Genomic DNA, 21459 nt, shown 5'->3' on the forward strand with positions numbered 1-21459 from the left:
ACGGCCGCCCGCCATACCCCGTCATACCGTCATCGCCCCCTGGCCGGTAGAATGGCGCCCGCTGTCCACCGCCCGCTCCCGGAGCCCCCATGCCCGTTGAAGCCCAGCCGGAAGCCGCCGCCGTTGATACGGTGAGTGCGCCCGGCTATCTCTCCATTCGCGACCTGCGCAAGGAATTCGACGGTTTCGTCGCCGTCGACGACGTCAATCTGGATGTGCGCAAGGGCGAGATCTTTGCCCTGCTGGGCGGCTCCGGCAGCGGCAAATCCACCCTGCTGCGCTGCCTGGGCGGCTTCGAGACACCCACCAGGGGCAGTATTACCCTTGATGGGCAGCGTCTGGACGCGTTGCCGCCCTATCAGCGGCCGGTCAACATGATGTTCCAGTCCTACGCCCTGTTCCCGCACATGACGGTCGAGCAGAACATCGCGTTCGGCCTCAAGCAGGACGGGCTGGGCAAGGATGCGATCGGCAGGCGCGTCGGCGAAATGCTGGAGCTGGTGCAGATGGGCCACCTCGGCAAGCGCAAGCCGCATCAGCTGTCCGGCGGCCAGCAGCAGCGCGTGGCGCTGGCACGCTCGCTGGCCAAGGGCCCCAAGCTGCTGCTGCTGGATGAGCCGATGGGTGCGCTGGACAAGAAGCTGCGCTCGCAGATGCAGCTGGAACTGGTCAGCATCATTGAATCGTCGGGCGTGACCTGCGTGATGGTCACCCACGACCAGGAAGAAGCGATGACCATGGCCACCCGCATCGCGGTGATGGATGCGGGCTGGATCCAGCAGGTCGGCAAGCCGGACGAAGTGTACGAGCAGCCGGCCAACCGGTTCGTCGCCGAGTTCATCGGCTCGGTGAACCTGTTCGACGGCGTGATCGACGAGGACCTGCCGGAGTATGTGACCGTACGATCGCCGCTGTTCCCGGCGCCGATCTACATCGCCCATGGCATCACTGGATATGAAGGGCAGCCCGTCGCATTCGCGCTGCGCCCGGAAAAGGTGATGATCGGCAAGGACGAGCCGGAAGGGCACACCAACAAGGCACAGGGTGTGATCGAGGACATCGCCTACTTCGGCAGTCACTCGGTCTACCACGTGCGCCTTCCCAGTGGAGCCAAGGTGCTGGCCAACTTCGCCAATTCGCAGCGCTGGGCCAGCGATGGCCTGACCTGGGGTGACAGCGTGTGGGTGCACTGGCGCGACAATGACGGCGTGGTGCTGACCTCATGAGTGTCGCCGGGCTGAAGCGCTGGCTGCCGGGACTGCGCGCCACGGTGATCGGTGTTCCGTATCTGTGGCTGCTGCTGTTCTTCGCAGTGCCCTTCCTGATCGTGTTGATGATCAGCTTCTCGCACAGCCGTGTCGGCTCGCCGCCGTACACCTGGCTGCTGCAGTACGTGGACGGCGGGTTCTCGCTCAAGCTCAACCTCGAGAACTATCTGGCGCTGTTCCGCGATTCGATCTACGCCCAGGCGTTCCTGAGTTCCATCAAGATCGCAGCGATCTCCACCTTCCTGACCCTGCTGATCGGCTACCCGATGGCCTATGCCATCGCCCGGCTGTCGCCGGCGGCGCGCAACGTGGCGATGATGCTGGTGGTGTTGCCGTCGTGGACCTCGTTCCTGATCCGCGTGTACGCGTGGAAGGCGATCCTGGACCGCAACGGCCTGCTCGACCAGTTCCTGCAGTTCACCGGTCTGCAGACGCTGATGAGTGGCATGGGGCTGCCCAGGCTGCAGCTGATCGATACGCCGACCGCGGCCTATATCGGTATCGTCTACTGCTATCTGCCATTCATGGTGCTGCCGCTGTACGCCAACCTGGTCAAGCATGACCACCGCCTGCTGGAGGCGGCCTACGATCTCGGTGCGAAGCCGTGGCAGGCCTTCCTGCGCATCACCCTGCCGCTGTCCAGGGCCGGCATCATCGCCGGCTGCATGCTGGTGATGATTCCGGCGGTCGGCGAGTTCGTCATCCCTGAGATGCTCGGCGGATCGGAGACGTTGATGGTTGGCCGGCAGCTGTGGAACGAGTTCTTCAACAACCGCAACTGGCCGGGCGCCTCGGCGATGGCGGTGGCGATGATCCTGCTGCTGCTGGTGCCGATCCTGCTGTTCAACCGTTCCCAGCAGCGCCTGCTGGAAGGGAAGCAGGCATGAGCCCGCGTACCGCCAAGGGCCTGGGTCTGGGCGTGCTGCTGCTCGGCTTCGCCTTCCTGTACCTGCCGATCCTGCTGTTGATGTTCTATTCGTTCAACAGTTCGCGGCTGGCGATGGTATGGGCGGGCTTCTCCACCCGCGCCTACAGCGATCTGTTCGCCGACCGTGCACTGATGGACGCGATGTGGACCAGCCTGGTGGTGGCGTTCTGGACCGCCTGCACCGCCACGGTGCTCGGTACGCTGGCGGCCATGGTGATGACCCGATTCAAGCGTTTCCGCGGCAAGCCGCTGTTCGGCGCGCTGGTCACCGCGCCGCTGGTGATGCCGGACGTGATCCTGGGTTTCTCGCTGATGGCGCTGCTGGCCTCGATGGGGGCCATTCCGGGCTTCCCGGCGCGTGGACTGGCGACCATCTGGATCGCCCACGTCACCTTCACTCTGTGCTTCGTCACTGTGGTGGTGTCTTCGCGCCTGCAGGAAATGGACCTGTCGCTGGAAGAAGCGGCGATGGACTTGGGGGCCAGCCGGCTGACCGTGTTCACCCGCATCACGCTGCCGATCATCGCCCCAGCACTGGTAGCGGGCTGGCTGCTGGCCTTCACGCTGTCGCTGGATGACGTGGTGGTGGCCAGCTTCGTCGCCACGCCGGGCTCGACAACACTGCCGATGAAGGTCTTCGCCTCGGTCCGCATGGGCATCAGCCCGAAGATCAATGCGCTGGCCACGCTGCTGGTATCGGCGGTGTCGATCGCGGCGGTGATCGGCTGGTACATCAACGCGCGCGCCGAGAAGCGGCGCCAGCGCGACCTGCAGCTGGCCCGGCAGGACAACGGCTGATCCGGCAACGCGCGGCTCACGGGCAAGGGCGCACACTGGGGATCTGCCTGAAGGAGATCCCCCATGACTGTCGAGATCATCGATCCCACCACCGGCCAGGTGACCTACCGCCATGAACTGATGGGCGCTGCCGACGTCGAGCAGCGCCTGCAGGCCGCGGCCGACGCATTCCCGGCCTGGGCCGCACGTTCGCTGCAGGAGCGGGGTGCCGTCCTGCGAGGGATCGCCGCGCAGCTGCGCACGCGGCGTGACGAGCTGCAGCAGGCGATGACGCACGAGATGGGCAAGCTGAAGGCCGAGGCATTGGCCGAGGTCGACAAATGCGCGGCGGCCTGCGAGTACTACGCCGATCACGCCGCCGACTACCTCAAGCCCCAGCTGATCGATACCGAGGCACAGCGCAGCTACGTGCGCTACGAGCCGATCGGCTGCGTGTTCGCGGTGATGCCATGGAACTTCCCGGTCTGGCAGGTGTTCCGCTTCCTTGCGCCTGCCTTCATGGCCGGCAACGTGGCGCTGCTCAAGCACGCCAGCAACGTGCCCCAGTGTGCGGACCTGATCCTGGCGGTGTGCCGCGACGGTGGCCTGCCGGCCGGTGTGTTCGACGTTCTGCACATCGACAACGACCAGGCAGCCGAGGTGCTGCGCGATGCGCGGGTGAAGGCGGTGACGCTGACCGGCAGCGAACGCGCCGGGCGTTCGATCGCGTCCAATGCGGGCAGCCAGCTGAAGAAGTCGGTGATGGAGCTGGGGGGCAGTGACGCCTTCGTGGTGCTGGACGATGCCGATCTCGACAAGACCGTGGCGGCCGCAGTGAAGTCACGCTTCGACAACAGTGGGCAGACCTGTATCGCTGCCAAGCGCTTCATCGTGGTGGAGCGCGTGGCCGATGAATTCACCCGCCGCTTCGTCGAGGCCGCTGGTCAGCGCCGGTATGGCGACCCCAGCGAGCGCGAGACCACGCTGGCACCGATGGCCCGCGCGGACCTGCGCGACGAGCTGCACAAGCAGGTGCAGGCGAGTGTGGCCAAGGGGGCGCGGGTGCTGCTGGGCGGCGAGCCGATTGCGGGCACACATGCCGGCTATCCGGCCACCGTGCTGGACCAGGTCGGGCCGGGCATGCCCGCCTACGACGAGGAGCTGTTTGGGCCGGTGGCTGCGGTGATCCGGGTCAAGGATGAAGAGGAAGCGCTGCGCGTGGCCAACGACACCCGCTTCGGGCTGGGCGGCAGTGTCTGGACCGGAGACCCGGTGCGTGGCGAGTCCTTCGCCCAGCGCATGGAATGCGGTGCGGCCTTCGTCAATGCCATCGTCAAGAGTGACGCGCGGCTGCCGTTCGGCGGCAGCAAACAGTCGGGCTTCGGCCGCGAACTGGCGGACCATGGCATCCATGAGTTCATGAACATCAAGACTGTCTACGTGGCCTGATGGTGCATTCCGTGTGCCACGGTAAAGAAGCAGCCGAGCCCGAACCTGGGCTCGGCTCTACAACCACCGCGCGCGCTTGAACAACCGGTACAGGCCCACGCAGACACCGCCCACGCCGACGATCATCAGCGGGTACGCCCATGGCTGGCTCAACTCCGGCATGTGACTGAAGTTCATGCCGTACCAGCTCGTGATCAGTGTCGGCGCCGCCAGCAGGGCCGCCCACGCACCCAGCCGCTTCACGGTTTCGCCCTGCGCCAGCGTCACCAGCGAGAGGTTCACGCTCAGTGCGGTACCCAGCATCTCGCGCAGGGTATCGATCACGTCGCTGATGCGCACCGCATGGTCATGCACGTCGCGGACGTAGAGCTTCACTTCGTCCGGAATCAATTCGCCCTGGTAGCGGCGCAGCTGCGCCAGCACGTCCTGCAAGGGGGCCACGGCCATCCGCATCTTGTTCAACTCGCGCTTGAGCTCGTACAGGCGCACCACGGTGCTGCGCTTGTAGCTCTCGGCGAAGATGTCCTTCTCCAGCAGCTCCAGCGTGTCGCGGAAGCGGTTGGTGATCGGCAGGTAGTTGTCGACCACGAAGTCGGTGACGGCATACAGGCAATACGACGGACCCATCTTCAGCAGCTGCGGCTCGCGTTCCACCCGGGCACGTACTGGTGCATACGACAGCGAAGCACCGTGGCGCACGGTCACCAGGAAACGCGGCCCGAGGAAGGCGTGGGTTTCACCGTACTGGATGCGCTCATCGACCATCTGCGCGGTGGTCATCACCACGAACAGCGAGTTGCCGTAGGCTTCCACCTTCGGCCGCTGGTGCGCATTCCGCGCGTCCTCGATCGCCAGGTCGTGCAGGCAGAACTCCTCCTGCAGCTTCAGCAGCACGTCTTCATTGGGGTCGAACAGGCCGACCCAGACGAAGCCGTTGCCGCTGGCGATGACGTCGCTGATGGCGTCCAGGCTGATGTCATGGCGGACGCCCTGCTCATCGTAGTGGACGCAGTTGATGACGCAGGCGGGATTGGCCGAAGCAGGTGCGGCAGCGGAGGCGGGCAGTGACATGCCCGCCATCGTGCGTCAGTGCCGCGTATCCGACAAGTGACGATCGCGCCCCAGCACCCAGGCCAGGGCAGCATGGATCGGCAGCAGCAGCACGATCCATTGCACGTTGTACTGTGCCTGCAGGCTCAGCCAGTGCAGGATCAGCGCGGCCAGGGCCTGCAGTGCCACCAGCCACAGCACGACCGTGAACATGCGGCCCGGCGGGCGACGGCGCAGCAGCCGGACCGCGCCCGGCAGCAGCAGCACGCACAACGGCGAAAGCAGCAGCAGGTTGCGGTTGGCCCAGGCGGCGTAATGGGTGCTGAAGCCCCAGAGGAACACCAGCAGGCCACCTGCGACGGCACACAGCAGCCACAACGGCAGTCCCAGTCCGGCCAGCAGGCGCGGCCGGTTGCGCAACGCCAGCACGCCGGCAGCGATGGCCAGGCCGCACAGCAGCCACGGCCACCAGCGGCGCGGGAATTCCTTGGGCTCCGGATCGATGCGGTGCGGCAGCAGTTCCTGCTCGGACTGCACCAGCGGACGACCGTCGCTGTTGCGCGCCTGGCGCAGGGCATCGGCCAGGCGCATCGGCACGAACGCTTCCTGCCAGCGTGACAGCGGCTGATCGGCGAACGGGCCCAGGCCCACGTCGAAGCCCAGCCACATCCACGGCGCGGGCGAGGCCAGGCGGACCGATTCGCTGCGGTAGGTATTGCCGCGCGAGCGTCCGGACAGCTGCGCATGCAGTCCACCACCCAGCGCCTTGTCCAGCGTGTCGCGCACCATCGTCGCGCAGTTGGCGGTGTAGTAGTCGTAGTGGTAGCGCGCGTTCTCCGGCCTAGCCCGCTCGGCCAGGTCGGCGGCCAGTGCGCGCGCCTGGTCCGGGCGCAGATCCAGCCACTGCACGCTCGCTCCGCGGCCGGTCTCGTCGTAGTACGACAGGTCCTGCTGAAGGGGCAGCGCCACCAGGTAATACATCATGTCGCCACGCACGAAACGACCGATGAAATCATCCTCGGACGGATCGAAGTAGCCGAAATTGTACGACGTTGCCTCACCACTGGCCGGATCGAGCACCACGATGGCGTCATGGCCGAAACGCTCGAAGAACACCGTGCCGGGCTGCATCGTCACCACGCCGATGCGCGGCGCCGGGGTCCCGGCGACCGCAGCCGTGGCCTGCGCGAAGGCGATGGCAGGCACGGCCGTGGCCAGCATGCACAGTGCCAGCCACAGGGTGAGGATCAGCCCGCGCCGCTTCAAGCGTCGTCCTGCGCGTCCGGTGGCAGCACCGTCACGTGGAAGGCCTGTACCCGGCGCGCATCGGCACGCGCGACACGGAACATGAAGCGGTCCAGCGCCAGTTCGTCTCCGATCTCCGGAAGGTGACCGACCGCTTCCGTGACCAGGCCGCCGATGGTGTCGTAGTCCTCGTCGGAGAACGTGGCACCGAAGCGCTCGTTGAAATCCCCGATCGGGGTCAGGGCATCGACCACGTACTGGCCGTCGGCCTGGATCGCGATCTGTGCCGACGGATCCTCGGCTTCGTCGTGCTCGTCATCGATGTCGCCGACGATCTGTTCCAGCACGTCCTCGATGGTGACCAGGCCGGCGACGCCGCCGTACTCGTCGACCACGATGGCCATGTGGTTGCGCGACAGGCGGAACTCCTTCAGCAGCACGTTGAGCTTCTTCGCTTCAGGAATCAGCACCGCCGGGCGCAGCAGTTCGCGTACGTTGGCCGGGCCGTGGTCGGCAACCACGCCGCGCAGCAGGTCCTTGGCCAGCAGGATGCCGAGGATGTCGTCCTTGTTCTCGCCATGCACCGGGAAGCGCGAATGGCCGGATTCGACCACCTGCTTCATCAGTTCCAGGAAGGGCGCTTCGACCGGCAGCGAGACCATCTGCGAACGCGAGATCATCACGTCGCCCACGGTCAGCTCGGCCACCGAAATGGCGCCTTCCATCATCTTCAGGGTATCGGCGGCGATCAGACCTTCTTCCTGCGCGGTGTGCAGGACAGCGACCAGCTCGTCGCGGGTATGGGGTTCGCCGGAGAACGCGGACGTCAGGCGTTCCAGCCAGCCGCGCTTCTTTTCACTGTGCTCCTGCAGGGAGCTACTACTGTCGTCTTCAGACATCTCTGGAAAAAGGGCACCCGGCATGCCGGGCGTTGGCGCCAGTCTAGCAGGATGTAGCGGCCTGTCAGCGCCCCCCGCTGCCGGGGCCGGTGATCGGGGGCGGCGCCAGTTCAGGCCGGGACGCCGGTGCTTCGGGCAGGTCCAGGCTGTAGGTGCAGCCGGCCAGCGTCCGGCCTGGGTGGGAGGCCACCGTTGAGACACTGAGAATGATCGACTCGATCTGCGCCTCGCCGGTGGTCGGGTCGGTCACGTCACGGCTGACCAGTTCGCGCCCCGCCATGAACTTGCCGTCCTGGTCGTATCCGGTCTCCAGCCCGAGCCGCCTGGCCAGTGGCCGGGGGTCGGCCTCATCGAGGATGGCCATGATGCTGGCACCGGCCATCGCGACCCGGTCCGTGCGGGTGCCGAACACCGTGATGGGCTGCGCCAGACGGTACTCGCTCAGGAACCGGTTGCCCTGCGGCAGGGGTTGCAGGCCGCTGGCGACCGCTTTCAGCGGGTCGGCCAGCAGCGGTGCCAGCGCGGCATGGGCGGCCACGTCCTGGCGGCATTCGATCAGTGCCGGCAGGTCCAGCGGAGCGGCGGACGCAGAGGTGGCAAGCAGCAGGGGCAGGAACACAGCGGCACTCCGTGGTGGCGCCGAGCCTGGGCTCGGCTGCCTTCCGGTCAGGGGGGGCGGCGGGCTCAGCGCTCGCCGGCGTAAGGGTCGGCGATGCCGAGCTCGGCCAGGATCTCGCGTTCCAGCTGCTCCATCGCCTCGGCTTCCTTGTCGTCTTCGTGGTCCCAGCCGAGCAGGTGCAGCACGCCGTGCACGGTGAGGTGCGCATAGTGGGCGTTGAGCGCCTTGCCCTGCTCACCGGCCTCGCGCTCGACCACCGGGGCACAGATCACCAGGTCGCCCAGCAGCGGGAACTTCACGCCCTTGGGCAGGCCTTCGGGCACTTCGGCCGGGAAGCTGAGCACATTGGTGGCGTAGTCCTTGCCGCGGTAGTGGCGGTTCAGCGACTGCCCCTCCTTGGCATCGACCACGCGGATCGCCAGGTCGGCTTCGCGGATCCGCCCCTTCAGGGCCGCGGCAACCCACCTGCGGAAGCTCACCGCGGCCGGCAGTCCGGCGCGGGGCAGGGCGTAACTGACGGCGACGTCCAGCCGTACGGGACCACGGGTCATGATGTCGCTCCGGGTTGGATCTGATGCAGGTCGCGGCGGTCGTAGGCACTGACGATGCGGGCCACCAGCGGATGGCGGACGACGTCGCGCGATTCGAAGAAGGTGAAGCTCACGCCCTCGACATCGCGCAGCACGTCGATGGCATCGCGCAGGCCCGATTTCAGGTGCTTGGGCAGGTCGGTCTGGGTCAGGTCGCCGGTGACCACGGCGGTGGAGCCGAAGCCCAGCCGGGTCAGGAACATCTTCATCTGCTCGATGGTGGTGTTCTGCGCCTCGTCCAGGATCACGAACGCGTCGTTGAGCGTGCGGCCACGCATGTACGCCAGCGGTGCGATCTCGATGACGTTCTTCTCCAGCAGCTTGACCACCTTCTCCACGCCCATCATTTCGTACAGGGCGTCGTACAGCGGCCGCAGGTAGGGATCGACCTTCTGGGTCAGGTCGCCGGGCAGGAAGCCGAGCTTCTCGCCGGCCTCGACCGCAGGCCGCACCAGGATCAGGCGCTGCACGCGCGACTCGTTCAGCGCTTCCACCGCGCTGGCCACGGCCAGGAAGGTCTTGCCGGTACCGGCCGGGCCGATGCCGAAGTTGATGTCATGGGTGGCGATCTGGTGCAGGTAGCGGCCCTGGTTGGCGCCGCGACCGCGCACGGTGCCACGCTTGACCCGGATCGCCACGTCCTGTGCTTCGTACGAGCGTTCGGCGATCTGCTCCACGTTGGCCTGGGCCAGGCGCAGGTGGATGGCGTGGTTGTCGAAGGTGGTCTCGCCGGCTTCGGCGTACAGGGCCTCGATCAGCTTCTGCGCTTCCACGCTGGCTTCCTTCGGTCCACTGATGCGGAACACGAAGCCGCGATTGGCGATCTCCACGCCGAGTTTCAGTTCGATCTGTCGCAAATGGCCGTCGAACGGGCCGCACAGGTTGGCCAGGCGCGCGTTGTCTTCCGGCGACAGGGTGAAGTCTCGATGCTCGATGTTTTTCATTGCTGGAGGTGGGGCGGAAGCCTTCCACCACAGTGTCTTCAAGGGGAAACAAGGGTAGCGCGCGGGGGCGCACACGGCCAGTACGGGGGCTGCGACGCGGTTTTCCACACGGGGTGTGGATCGGGCCTGCGGGAACCTGTGGATAGACGTTCGCAATGCTTGTGCCACAAGCTTCCTGCGCCGGTGGTGAAAAAAGCGTCACGGCCGGTTGGGGAACGGAAACCGGAAGCAGCGGTGGCCACGGGAAGGTTCACAGGCATTGAGCGTCGGGGCGGAGCGCCCGGCCAGGGAGAGGTCATGGATGTTTCACATACGGCAGCTGCGCACGCGCCGCTGGCGGGGCTCGGGTCGAACGGGCAACTGCATCGGCTGCAGGCTGAGGGCCTGCCTCCCTTGTTCGTCGAACAGTGGTGGGGCCACGAAAGCCTGGTCAACGGTTTCGATTACTGGGTAGATGCCGTGCACCCGGATGCGGGCCTGCCATGCGCAGACTGGCCGGGACTGAGCGCCGCGCTGGTCACCTGCCTCGATGATGGCCAGGACCACCATCGCTGCGGCTACATCGCCGCCGCTCACCTCCTTGGCGCAGACGGCGGTCTGGCGCGCTATCGGCTGCATCTCGTGCCATGGACGTGGTTCCTGCGGCATGCGCGGCGCAGCCGTGTCCATCAGCAGCGGACCGTCCGGGACATCGTCGAGGACGTGTTCGGCACGCACAGCGGACTGGCCCGCTGGCGCTGGAGCGACGATGCCCTGGCCGCTCTGGCCGCCGCATCCGTGCGCGACTGCTGCATCCAGTATCGGGAGCCGGACCTTGAGTTCGTGCAGCGGCTGTTGGCCGATGAAGGCATTGCGGGCACGTTCGAGAGCGACAGCAGCGGCGGATTGACGCTCGTGCTGTTCGCCGACAGCAGCGTGCAACCTGAGAATCCACAATCGGCCCGAGACGGCGGTATCCGTTTCCACCGTGACGACGCCACCGAGCGCGCAGATGCCCTGCAGCAGCTGGGCAGGTGGCGTCGGCTGGGCAGCAGCCGGCTCTCGCTTGTCACCGACGATGGCCCGGCGGCCACCGTCCGACATGCGCAGATGCCACTGCAGGACGCCGGGCGCAGCCCGCGCGAGGTCTATGAGCCGGTGGGCACCCACGCCCTGGCTGGCGCCGATGAGGGGTATCGTCGCGCGCGGCGAGCAGCTGAAGCGCACGAGGCCGGCAGTGCAGGCTGGCTGGCGGCAGGCAGCGTACGCAGCCTGCAGGTCGGTCGCTTCATCCGCGTTCTGGCCGCGGGCGCTGGTTCGACGCCGAGCCTGCTGCCGACCGAACTACTGCATTACGGGTGCAATCCGCCGCCGATCACGCAGGGGGCGGAGCAACCACGCGCTGCGGCACCGGCCCGCTGGCTTGAGGCCGGTTCAGCCATGCCCGGCGTGGCGCTGGAGACAAACGCAACCCTGGGTTATGCCAATCGCTTCCGCGCCGTCGATCGGAATCGACCGTGGCGGCCCGTGCTGGCCGACGGCACCGGCGAACGCATCCACCCGCGGCCGCTCGCGCCAGGCCATCAGACCGCTACGGTGATCGCTGGCGATGGCCGTGATGATGCCGCTCTGTACGCCGATCACCTGGGCCGGGTACGGGTGCGTCTGCATCTTCAGGACGCCACAGATGCCGGTACGACCTGTTGGCTGCGGGTCGCGCAGCGCTACGCTGGACCGGGCGTCGGTGCACAGTTCCTGCCGCGTGTCGGCCAGGAGGTGGTGATCGGCTTTCTGGACGGGAACATCGATCAGCCCTTGGTGCTGGGCGCGCTGTACAACGGTCGTGGCGAGGCGGGCGTTGCGCGCACCCCGGCCGGAGCAGCGGCCGCAGACGAAAGCGGCGGCCTGTTTGGGCATGCCACCGACTCCCGTCCGAGCGCACAGGGCAATGCGGCCGGCGGCCATGCGCCTGTCTGGCACGCGATGGCACCGGGGCAGGACCAGCACCGGCATGCCGGGGCGGTATGGGGCATCCAGTCACGGGAATGGTCCGGAACGGGTTACAACCGGCTGGCCTTCGATGATTCCGACGCACAGCTGCGCGTGCAGCTGGCCAGCAGCCACGCCAGCAGCGAGCTGAATCTTGGTCATCTGCTGCACATGGCTGACAACCATCGTGGTTCCCTGCGCGGAGAAGGCGCGGAACTGCGCACTGACGCGTGGGGCGCGCTGCGTGCCGAACGGGGTGTATGGTTGACCGCGCGTGGCCACGCTGCGCTGTCACCCGCAGGCGAGGTGTCTGCGGCCGGCGCGCTGCTGCAGCAGGTCGCCCTCCTGGCCGCGTCCAGCCATGGCGCGGCCACGATGCACGGCACGGCTGGCTTGGACAGCCACGCAGTACGGGAGGACAGCACCGGCCTGGCAGGTCTGCAGCGGGTTGCGCGGGCCAGTGTGACCGGACTTTCCTATGCGCAGGCCAGCGCCGATGAGGAGGGCTGCCCCGCGCCCGGCGATGTTCCGCATACCGGCCAGCCAACGCTGGGCCTGCATGGGCAGGCCGGTCTGATGATGGTGGCCGGGCAGGCACTGCACTGGGGCGGTGCCCGGAATGTGGCACTGTCCAGTGGCGGGCACACCGATGCCAACGTGGCCGGCGGTGCGCGCCTGCACGCGGCGCAGGCGGTGGGCATGCTGGCGGCCAGTGGCCGCAGCTTTGCCGGTGATGCGGCATTGACCATCGTCGCTGGGCAGGAGGTACTGGACATCCGGGCCCAGTCCGAAACGATCCACCTGCAGGCGCGCAGCACCGTGCGTGCAGCGAGCGGGCAAGGGGCTGTGGAGCTTGCCGCACCGCGCACCCTGCACATCGCCACCGCCGGTGGCGCCAGCATTACGCTGGAAGATGGCAACCTGGTGCTGGTCTGCCCCGGCACGGTGACCGTGCAGGCCGGGCAGCGCACCTTCGTCGGCCCGGCGCAGCTGACCCGTCCCCTGCCGGACATGCCGTCCAGCGCGCTGGACGGGCAGGTTCCGAAGCTTGCCTTCAGGCTGCAGGACATCCCGGGCCCACAGGGTGTGCCGCTGGGCGGGCAGCCCTGGAGGATCGTGCGCACGCACCGCGCCCTGGACGATGAGCAGCGTGACAGCGCCCTGCTGCCGGAACGCTGGGCCGAGACCCTAGCCGAAGGTGAGGCCGACGCACAGGGCGATGTCAGCCTGGACGATGCGCTGTGCGCGAAGATCTGGAGTGACGCAGGCCGCCATCCCGGCTGCCTGTTCCTGGTACACGGAATCGACGTGATCCCGCTGCAGCGGCCCCGGCCATACAGCAGCTCCCCGGGGGTGCGGGCAACCCTGGACACGCTGGAGGCGATCAACTATGGCAAGAGTCTGGCCGACCTGCCCGACGATGCCGCGCTGCATGCCTACCGGCAGCGCGCCGAGTACGAGTTCCAGTCCCACATCGACGCCAGCCCGGCCCGGCGCAAGGAGATCTGATCATGGCAGACGCAAATGCATGGGGCAGGGTCGAACGCGCCTCCCTCATCTGCAGGGATGGCCAGAAGGGCACGACCAGCGGCGACTACTACGCACCACCGGACCGTCAGTTCGCGCCGGTGCGGCATGGGAACCGCGTCGACGCGTTCACCGACGGGCGCTCGGCCATGAAGGCGATGGCCGATGCCATCCGCGGCGCGCAGAAATTCATCTTCATCGCCGACTGGCAGATGAACTTCGATACCGAGATGGACGCGCGCGGTGACGCGCACTTCGCGCGGCTGAGCGAGCTGCTGTTCGACGCTATCAACCAGCGCGGCGTGGATGTGCGGGTACTGCTCTACGACAGCGTGGAGGCGGCCGCCTACACCCACGAGAACGAGGTGCGCACGGCGCTGTACAAGATGCAGGATGACAAGACGCCCGGGCAGGTGCAGGTGGGCCTGCACAACCCGGCGACCGGCCGCACCGATGCCTTCAACATCGCCTTCTCGCACCACCAGAAGATCCTGGTGGTAGACGGACGCATCGGCTTCGTCGGAGGACTCGACGTCGCCCATGGCCGTTGGGACGACGGCAACTTCGACGTGGTCTGCGACCCGACGCTGCACGTGATCAATGACCATTACAACAACTGCCTGAGCAAGTATCGGAGCATGACGGAGGATGAGACGAAGCTCACGCTGGACAAGCCCGATACCAGCCCGGATGCGGCAGGCCGCGTCCGTCCCGGCTTCGCACAGGCGTATGTGCCCGGCATGGCCATCGCACTGGACCAGATGAAGGCGCAGTGGGATGCCGGTGCCGCATTGGCCGAACTGCAGGACTATGCAGACAAGCTGGGCGTACCCGACGCGCTTGAGCGCGAAGGCCTCAGGAAGATCGCCGAGTGGATCATCCCCGGCATGGAAGAGGGGATGGCGGTCAAGCGCACCGTCGCGCGCACGTTCCTGGCCATCCAGACGACACTGGAGGAGATCGGCAAGGAATATGCAGATGTCATTGCCGCGTCGAACCGTGCCGCCGACGAAGCCATCAAACTGAATCCGGTCCAGGCGGCTGCCGCAGCAGGGCGTGCGGTGGCAGGCTTCAGCGCCATCCAGGCGAAGAAGTTCGGCAGCTGGCTCGACCAGCAGAAGAACGACATCCGGGCGGCAGCGCTGCGGCCCTTCCAGACTGCAGAGAAAGCGGCGGGCTACCTGCTCGATCCGCGCAGCCTGCGCGCGGACATCGAAGGCCGACTCAGCGAAATAGAAGCAAAGATCGACAAGGCGAAGAAAGACTGGGAATCGCTGGTGCAGTGGATCAATACGCCGGTTGATCGCACCCAGCGGCTGCTCGACAGTGGCCGCCAGCCTCGCATGCCCTGGCAGGACGTGCACGCGCAGATCGCGGGCCCGGCCGTGTTCGATATCTGCAGCAACTTCATGCACCGCTGGAATGCCATGGTCTGGCAGAACCAGCGCGGTGACCGGACCGTCGGCTCGCTGCTGCGCAAGGGGCTGAACACGGGTCTTCGCAAGACCAATGAATGGCTCGACACAGCGCTGCCCGAGCAGACCACCCTGGCGCGTGGCATGGAACTGACGCCATTGAGCGATCAGTGGCTGCAGTCCATGGGGGGCATGCAGGCGGTGTTCGGTGACCTGACGGTGCCGGGCACGGCGGGCAAGGTCAGCGTGCAGATCGTGCGTTCCTCGGGCACCGCCCTGCATGCGCTGGAGAAGAAGGGGTGCAGGGAACTCGGCCTGAACCTGGACGACGCCAGCTGCCTGCAGCCGTACTGGGAGCGTGAGCAGCCGATGCACTCCATTCTCGACGCAATGGTCAACTGCATCGCATCGGCCAGTGCCTACATCTATCTGGAAACGCAGTTCCTCATTTCCGATTGCGGCTGGTCCGACACGGATCCGGGCAGCGTGGCGGAAACCGCAGTGAAGGGCGGGGAACGGCGGGATGCTACGGATGCCGAAAAGGCGAAGCTTGGTCACGTGGGGCGCGGCGTGGGCATGAGCGGCCCGGTAGGCCGGGCCGACATCGTGCAGGATGTTGTGGAGCGCAGGCAGGGAGTGAAGTCGGCGGCCAGCAACCCGCTGGTGGCCGCCCTGGCCGCGCGCATCCGCCGTGCGATCCTGGCCCGGCAGGGCTTCCATGTGTACATCACCCTGCCGGTGCACCCGGAGGGCAGCCTGGCAGACGGTGCCGTGGTGAAGCAGCAGTACTGGGTGCAGCAGACCCTGCTGCGTGGTGACGACAGCCTGATCCGGCGCATCTGCCGATCATTGATCGCACGTGACAAGGACATCCGCGAGGCCAGCGTGGAGGAGGCTGACCTGCAGGCCGAGGTGAAGGCCGGGCGCTGGAAGGAATACCTGTCGGTGATGAATCTGCGCAGCTACGGCGTGCTGGCCGAAACGCGCAGAAGCGATCATCTGCCGCCGCACACGATCGGCTCCGAGCATGGCCCCTCCCTGTATGTGGTGACCGAGCAGTGCTATGTACATTCCAAGCTGCTGATCGTTGATGACGCGGTGGCGATCATCGGCAGCGCGAACTGCAATGACCGCAGCCTGCTGGGGACGGGCGATACCGAGATCGCTGCGGTGATCGTTGATGGTGAGGCGAAGCGGATGGATCTGGGCAACGGCGTGCAGGTAATAACCCGAACGTTTGCTCGGGAGCTGCGATTGAAGCTGTGGAGGAAGTTTCTGGGGCAGGAGATTCAAAAGCTGCCGGAGAAGGAGAACAAGCCATACTCTGCAGTGGAAGCGGCGCAGACGTATCTGCCTTGGTTCAACAAGAACGTGCCAACCTTGACGGTGGACAGGCCAGCAAGTGCCGAGACGTGGAGAAGCATCAGAAATCTTGCCGATTCAAATTCCGCCGCTTATGAACGTGTATTCACCAATGTCCCCCGTGACTCGTTCCCTCGCTACGACTCCGTGCTTCATGGATTCCCCGCCGAAGGTCTGAGTGACAAAGGGCACGTCAAACGCATCCTGTACGCGCAGCCGGCGGACCTGCAACCAGAGTTCATGCTGGAGCCAAGCGTTGTAAGCAACTACGTGACCGGTGCCGTGGGTCGGCACGATGTGCGTAAGGCGACGGATTTCCTTCGAGACACGGCATTCGGGGACTACGGTGTTCAGGGGTTCTGGGTGACGATGCCACTTCTGTGGGGGAGCAGCATGGACGACCCTGCTGCCATGATGCCGAACGAGATTATCGCTGCCTTGCCTGTCGAAAGGAGTAGGTCAATCGAATTTGGATATTCGAATGGAGGTATTCCAGGGGAATCCGGAGAACAGGCATGAATGAGCATATATTTTGGAGATGGTTGATGGCGTTGGGTGCCTTTTTCACTGCGCACACTGCGTTGGCAGACTGCAGTTCACCAATCGGGAAGTCGCATACTTCTCAGGGGGGTAGCCTGGTGATCAAGTTCAGACCAAGCCCCAAAGGGGTGCTGAGCGCAAGTCTTAGTCGTGCGAACGAAGTTGCGCCCTATGTGCGGATCAATCTCTATCCTAAACTTGCTGAGCTTCGCAATGAGCCATTCGATTCGAATGGTGGTGCGGTCTACTATTTGGAGAAGAGTGCGCAGGGGCAACGACTATGTCGCGTTGAAGAGTGGAAAAGGCGGGAGTCCAAGTTGATTGACGCACAGGCTCCTGAAAGCCTGCACCCTGCAGTCAGGCATGTGTATCCATATTTCGAGCTTTACAAGACGCAGGAGCTAGACTATGACGGGTCAGGTCAATTGACGTCGATTCATGCAACTGACGCGAAAGGGCATAGGGAGACTACGTTCTGTGCGCTCTATGATGATGAGGGCCGCATAGAGGTGGCCAATCAGAGTTCCGGGATGAGTGTTTCGGATGTTCCTGACTTCACGTGCTCGCAGTTACGTGAAAAGGCCTCGAAGAAGATGACCTGGTACTTCACGTATCGGTCGGATGGCGCGTTGGTTTCAGTTGTTGACAAGGAGGCCACAAGGAAGCGTGGTGAGCAGCCAGAACGTGACGACACGGCAACGGGGGCCGAAACTACGGACGGAGCGTGGATTGCGAGTGGCTACATGTATGTTGATGGGGCGAATGGTCGCAGAGAAGTGGCGATCACCTTTCACGGAAGTGATAGGCAAGGCCTTTTGGGGGTTCGGGACTCCTCCATGACTGTCGTGCAATCCGACGCTACTGCGCTCTTCGCGCAGCGTAGCCGGGACCCTCGGCACAAGCTGCGGTATACCTTCCCCGGCGAGCGCGTTCCAATGGAACTTGCCACGGGATTGTTCGAAGGAGTAACTGACTACACCCGCGTCCGGGAGTACTACCATCGCTCGCATCGACGGATCTTCGAGGTCTTTGGGCCCGGTGCCAAGCAGCCCCACGAACGCCAGTGGCGCACGCTGGATCTGAATCGCCAGGAAAACTACGACGCAAACGGCAGGCTCACGCGGGTGATCCTGTTCGGCCCGGTTCCCGGTAGCGGTGGCTACACCGAGAACCTGCGTGCATACGTAGAGAAGGGTGTGTTGAAGCTCACGCCGCTGACCAGCGGCTACAGCTCCTACCGCGTCTACGACTATGACGCAGCAGGCAACGAGACGCTCTCGTTCGTGTGCTGGCGCCATGAGGTCTCGGCCAACAAGCCGTATGCCCATTTCCCCTGGTGGGAGCCCGATCCCCGTCCCAAACGCAGTCGTGAAGCCGAACTGCAGTACGGCAGGACGCAGCTGGCAGCCCGCTGTGGCACGCCTGATGGCAAGGTAATCGTAGAGGGTATGGGGCCGGCGAAGAAGCTGATGGAGACCCGGTACGGATTCGGGACGACGAAGCTGGGATTCCTGAGCGAGTAGCCCGGTGCGTGCTTCTGAGGCTCAGAGCAGACCTGCTAAGCGAAGGTTGCGGCCAGCAACGAGGCCCGGCGGGCTCGCCCCTGAGACGCACCGCTTTTCCACAATCACTGTGGAACGACGCGCAATCAACCTGTGGATAGGTGACGCAGAGCCTTCTGCACAGAGGGTCTGCGTGGCGTGGTGAGAAAATCACCACGCCTGCTGCGTGGGGGGCAAGCCGTACATGGCTTCCCCCACCCCGGCGATCAGCCTTCCGTCACCACCCGCCCGCGCAGCGAATTGGTCAATGCCTCGGTGATCACCACATCCACGAACTGACCGATCAGGCGTGCCGGTGCCGGGAAGTTCACCGAGCGCATGTTCTCGGTCTTGCCGGTCAGCTCGTTCGGGTTCTTGCGCGACGGGCCTTCCACCAGCACCGTCTGCACGGTGCCGACCATCTTCGCGGAAATGCCGGCGGCGTGCGCGTTGATTCGTTCCTGCAGGCGCGACAGCCGCGCATGCTTCTCGGCATCGCTGAGCGTGTCTTCCAGGTCGGCGGCCGGAGTGCCCGGACGACGCGAATAGATGAAGGAGAAGCTGTGGTCGAAGCCGATGTCCTCGATCAGCTTCATGGTCTTCTCGAAGTCCGCCTCGGTCTCGCCGGGGAAGCCGACGATGAAGTCCGAACTGATCGAGATGTCCGGGCGCACCGCGCGCAGCTTGCGGATCTTCGACTTGAACTCCAGCGCGGTGTAGCCGCGCTTCATCGCCGACAGGACGCGGTCGCTGCCGGCCTGCACCGGCAGATGCAGGAAGTTGGCCAGCTGCGGCACATCGCGGAACGCGTCCACCAGCGAGTCGCTGAACTCCAGCGGGTGCGAGGTGGTGAAGCGGATGCGGCCGACGCCATCGATCTCGGCGATGGTGCGGATCAACAGGCCCAGATCGGCGAATTCGCCATCGCCATACGGGCCACGGTAGGCGTTGACGTTCTGGCCGAGCAGGTTGATCTCGCGTACGCCCTGCGCGGCCAGCTGTGCCACTTCCACCACCACGTCCTCGAATGGACGGCTGACTTCGGTGCCGCGGGTGTAGGGCACCACGCAGAACGAGCAGTACTTCGAGCAGCCTTCCATGATCGACACGAACGCCGACGCGCCTTCAGCGCGCGGCTCCGGCAGGCGGTCGAACTTCTCGATTTCCGGAAAGCTGATGTCCACCTGCGGTCGCTTCTGCTCGCGACGCGCACGGATCAGCTCCGGCAACCGGTGCAGGGTCTGCGGGCCGAACACCAGGTCCACGAACGGCGCGCGCTTGATGATGGCCTCGCCCTCCTGCGAAGCGACGCAGCCACCGACGCCGATGATGACCTCGCGGCCCTGGTTCTTCAGCCCCTTCCAGACGCCGAGCTGGCTGAACACCTTCTCCTGCGCCTTCTCGCGGATGGAACAGGTGTTGACCAGGATGACGTCGGCATCCTCCGGGGTGTCGGTCAGCACCAGGCCGTCGCTGGCGGCGAGCACGTCGGCCATCTTGGCCGAGTCGTACTCGTTCATCTGGCAACCGTGGGTCTTGATGTACAGCTTGCCCTTGATCTGCTCCGGCGTGCGCGGAGCGGAGGGCAGGGCAACGAGCGGGGTGCCGCCCGGCGTGGCGGGCGGAAAGACGTCTGGCGTCCCGGTCATGGCGCTTAATCCATTCGGGTGGCGGGAAAGCGGGCAATTCTACCCGCATCCTGCGCCTCCCGCCGCGGTGCACGCTCATGGGGCACGGCCCCTGCCGCGCCCGGTAGCGCCGGGCCGTGCCCCGAGGGCGCCCTTACGCCGCGATCAGCTCCGCGTCGATCTGCCGCGAGCGGTCGAAGGCCGTCAATGCGCCCATCCGGGCGATGTAGTCCGCCGTGGCGGGGGCGGGCTGCACCAGCCCGAAGTCGGTGGTCCATTTCAGGGCATTGCCCCACAGCACGTCGGCGGCGCTCATTTCCTCACCCAGCAGGTAAGGCCCCTGCGCCAGCTGCGCCTCGATCACCTGCAGTACGGTTTCCGCGTCGTTGTAGGGCGACATCGACTGCGGGGGCGGGTCGCGGCGCATCGCGCGGTCGATCATCGCCGGCTCGAAGCAGGCGCCGTAGAAGGCCATCCAGCGCAGGTAGGGGCCGCGCAGCGGCGAGCCGATCGGCGGCGCCAGGCCGGCTTCGGGGTAGAGATCGGCCAGGTACAGGTAGATCGCCACCTGCTCGGTCACCAGCGCGCCCTCATGGATGATCGCCGGCACTTTGCCCATCGGGTTGATGGCCAGGTAGGCCGGGGCCAGGTTGGCGCCGGCTTTCAGGTCCAGCACATGCAGGCGGTAGTCGGCACCCAGGGCTTCAAGCAGGGCCACGGCGCCGCTCGAGCGTGAACGGGCAGCGTGATAGAGGGTGATCTGGCGGGACGTCATGGCAGTGCTCCTTGCAGCAGAGGGGTGAACTGGGGCCCATGCTGGGGCACTATTGCGGACGACTTCTGTCCTCGATCCCTCATGCGCCATACCGCCCATCGCCTGCTCCGCCTGATCGCCCTGCTGCAGGCCCGCCGACAGTGGTCGGGGGCTGAGCTGGCCGAGCGCATGGGGGTGGACCGGCGCAGCATCCGCCGCGACATCGAGCGCCTTCGTGAGCTGGGCTATCCGGTCAGGGCATCGGCCGGGGTAGGGGGCGGCTATCAGTTGGGGGCGGGCGCACCGGTACTGCCGATGCTGCTGGACGAAGAGGAGGCGACGACCCTGGCCATCGCCCTGCGTGCGGCCTCGGCCACGGTGGCCGGCATCGACGAGACCGCGCGCGGTCTGCTGTCCAAGCTCGACCCACTGGTGCCGACCCGCCGCCGCCAGCAGGCCGGCGAGGTGCACGCCGCCACCGCGACGCTGTCGGATCTGCCTTCCACCGACGCACGTCTGCTGGGGCGCCTGGCCCAGCATTGCCGCCAGGCAACCCGGCTGGCCTTCGAGTACCGCAGCGCGCAGGACGCGGTGACCCAGCGCGAGGTCGAGGCCCAGCATCTGGTCAACTACGGACGTCGCTGGTACCTGCTGGCCTGGGATCTGGGCCGCCAGGACTGGCGCACGTTGCGGGTGGACCGGATGGGCGCGGTGCGCGCACTGGCCGAGCCCGGCCTGCATCGGCGCACGCCCGCACCGCCCGATGTGATGGTGCGGCAGGCGGTCAGCCAGGCGCCGTTCGCGCTGCAGGCGGTGCTGCGCCTGGCCGGCAGCCACACCGAGCTGGAAGGTCGCATTCCCCCCTGGTGTGGCGTGCTCGAAGCCGATGGTGCCGATCACTGCCTGCTGCGCATGGGCGCGGAAAGCCGCGGCATGATGCTGGCGCAGATTCTCA

The 21459-nt window shown here is 66.0% G+C and carries 16 protein-coding genes; 8 read left to right on the top strand and 8 right to left on the bottom strand.

The window, feature by feature from the left end; translation table 11 throughout:
- Positions 1-89: 89 nt before the first annotated feature.
- The 4 genes from potA (at position 90) to N7367_RS17805 (ending at position 4422) form a co-directional block, all read left to right on the top strand.
- On the top strand, positions 90-1226 hold the full coding sequence (gene potA / locus N7367_RS17790; RefSeq protein WP_279942915.1) for a polyamine ABC transporter ATP-binding protein: 1137 nt from the start codon (positions 90-92) through the stop codon (positions 1224-1226).
- Entirely contained in the window at positions 1223-2155 is a 933-nt protein-coding gene (locus N7367_RS17795; protein ID WP_279942916.1) for an ABC transporter permease subunit, read from the top strand. Before potA ends, N7367_RS17795 begins: the two co-directional genes overlap by 4 nt.
- Positions 2152-2994, top strand: coding sequence for an ABC transporter permease subunit (locus N7367_RS17800; protein ID WP_005415928.1), 843 nt, complete (start codon positions 2152-2154; stop codon positions 2992-2994). Before N7367_RS17795 ends, N7367_RS17800 begins: the two co-directional genes overlap by 4 nt.
- A 63-nt stretch (positions 2995-3057) precedes the next feature.
- Positions 3058-4422, top strand: a complete 1365-nt coding sequence (locus N7367_RS17805) for an NAD-dependent succinate-semialdehyde dehydrogenase (RefSeq protein WP_065181219.1) — start codon at positions 3058-3060, stop codon at positions 4420-4422.
- Between the two features lie 57 nt (positions 4423-4479).
- On the opposite strand, the gene N7367_RS17810 is transcribed toward N7367_RS17805, so the two are convergent.
- The 6 genes from N7367_RS17810 to N7367_RS17835 form a co-directional block, all read right to left on the bottom strand.
- On the bottom strand, positions 4480-5502 hold the full coding sequence (locus N7367_RS17810) for a magnesium and cobalt transport protein CorA (RefSeq protein WP_053516581.1): 1023 nt from the start codon (positions 5500-5502) through the stop codon (positions 4480-4482).
- A gap of 6 nt (positions 5503-5508) precedes the next feature.
- Positions 5509-6738 (bottom strand): DUF4105 domain-containing protein, encoded by a 1230-nt coding sequence (locus tag N7367_RS17815; protein WP_279942917.1) that lies wholly within the window; start codon positions 6736-6738, stop codon positions 5509-5511.
- Complete coding sequence (locus N7367_RS17820) at positions 6735-7616, bottom strand: transporter associated domain-containing protein (protein ID WP_053516583.1); 882 nt, start codon at positions 7614-7616, stop codon at positions 6735-6737. The genes N7367_RS17815 and N7367_RS17820 overlap by 4 nt, the downstream gene beginning before the upstream one ends.
- A gap of 64 nt (positions 7617-7680) precedes the next feature.
- Positions 7681-8235 (bottom strand): hypothetical protein, encoded by a 555-nt coding sequence (locus tag N7367_RS17825; RefSeq protein ID WP_053516584.1) that lies wholly within the window; start codon positions 8233-8235, stop codon positions 7681-7683.
- 65 nt (positions 8236-8300) lie between these two features.
- Complete coding sequence (ybeY, locus tag N7367_RS17830) at positions 8301-8786, bottom strand: rRNA maturation RNase YbeY (protein WP_053516586.1); 486 nt, start codon at positions 8784-8786, stop codon at positions 8301-8303.
- The gene (locus N7367_RS17835; protein WP_053516587.1) at positions 8783-9769 is read right to left on the bottom strand and encodes a PhoH family protein; all 987 of its coding nucleotides are present in this window, start codon (positions 9767-9769) and stop codon (positions 8783-8785) included. The genes ybeY and N7367_RS17835 overlap by 4 nt, the downstream gene beginning before the upstream one ends.
- 297 nt (positions 9770-10066) lie before the next feature.
- On the opposite strand from N7367_RS17835, the gene N7367_RS17840 reads away from it, so the two are divergent.
- The 3 genes from N7367_RS17840 (at position 10067) to N7367_RS17850 (ending at position 18104) form a co-directional block, all read left to right on the top strand.
- Positions 10067-13246, top strand: coding sequence for a type VI secretion system Vgr family protein (locus tag N7367_RS17840; protein ID WP_279942918.1), 3180 nt, complete (start codon positions 10067-10069; stop codon positions 13244-13246).
- A 437-nt stretch (positions 13247-13683) separates the two neighbouring features.
- Positions 13684-16560: a phospholipase D-like domain-containing protein gene (locus N7367_RS17845; RefSeq protein ID WP_279942919.1), complete on the top strand. Its 2877-nt coding sequence runs from the start codon at positions 13684-13686 to the stop codon at positions 16558-16560.
- Positions 16557-18104: a hypothetical protein gene (locus N7367_RS17850; RefSeq protein ID WP_279942920.1), complete on the top strand. Its 1548-nt coding sequence runs from the start codon at positions 16557-16559 to the stop codon at positions 18102-18104. Before N7367_RS17845 ends, N7367_RS17850 begins: the two co-directional genes overlap by 4 nt.
- Positions 18105-18349: 245 nt before the next feature.
- On the opposite strand, the gene miaB is transcribed toward N7367_RS17850, so the two are convergent.
- Together miaB and N7367_RS17860 are read right to left on the bottom strand one after the other, a co-directional pair.
- Complete coding sequence (gene miaB / locus N7367_RS17855; RefSeq protein WP_065176220.1) at positions 18350-19771, bottom strand: tRNA (N6-isopentenyl adenosine(37)-C2)-methylthiotransferase MiaB; 1422 nt, start codon at positions 19769-19771, stop codon at positions 18350-18352.
- Between the two features lie 133 nt (positions 19772-19904).
- Positions 19905-20525 carry a glutathione S-transferase gene (locus N7367_RS17860; protein ID WP_053516594.1) on the bottom strand — a complete coding sequence of 207 codons (621 nt, stop codon included), beginning with the start codon at positions 20523-20525 and terminating at the stop codon, positions 19905-19907.
- 81 nt (positions 20526-20606) lie between these two features.
- Here N7367_RS17860 and N7367_RS17865 point away from each other — a divergent pair.
- A partial coding sequence (locus tag N7367_RS17865) for a WYL domain-containing protein (protein WP_279942922.1) occupies positions 20607-21459 on the top strand: 853 nt, incomplete at its 3' end.

Source organism: Stenotrophomonas sp. GD04145 (assembly GCF_029835135.1).
Lineage (GTDB): Bacteria > Pseudomonadota > Gammaproteobacteria > Xanthomonadales > Xanthomonadaceae > Stenotrophomonas > Stenotrophomonas maltophilia_P.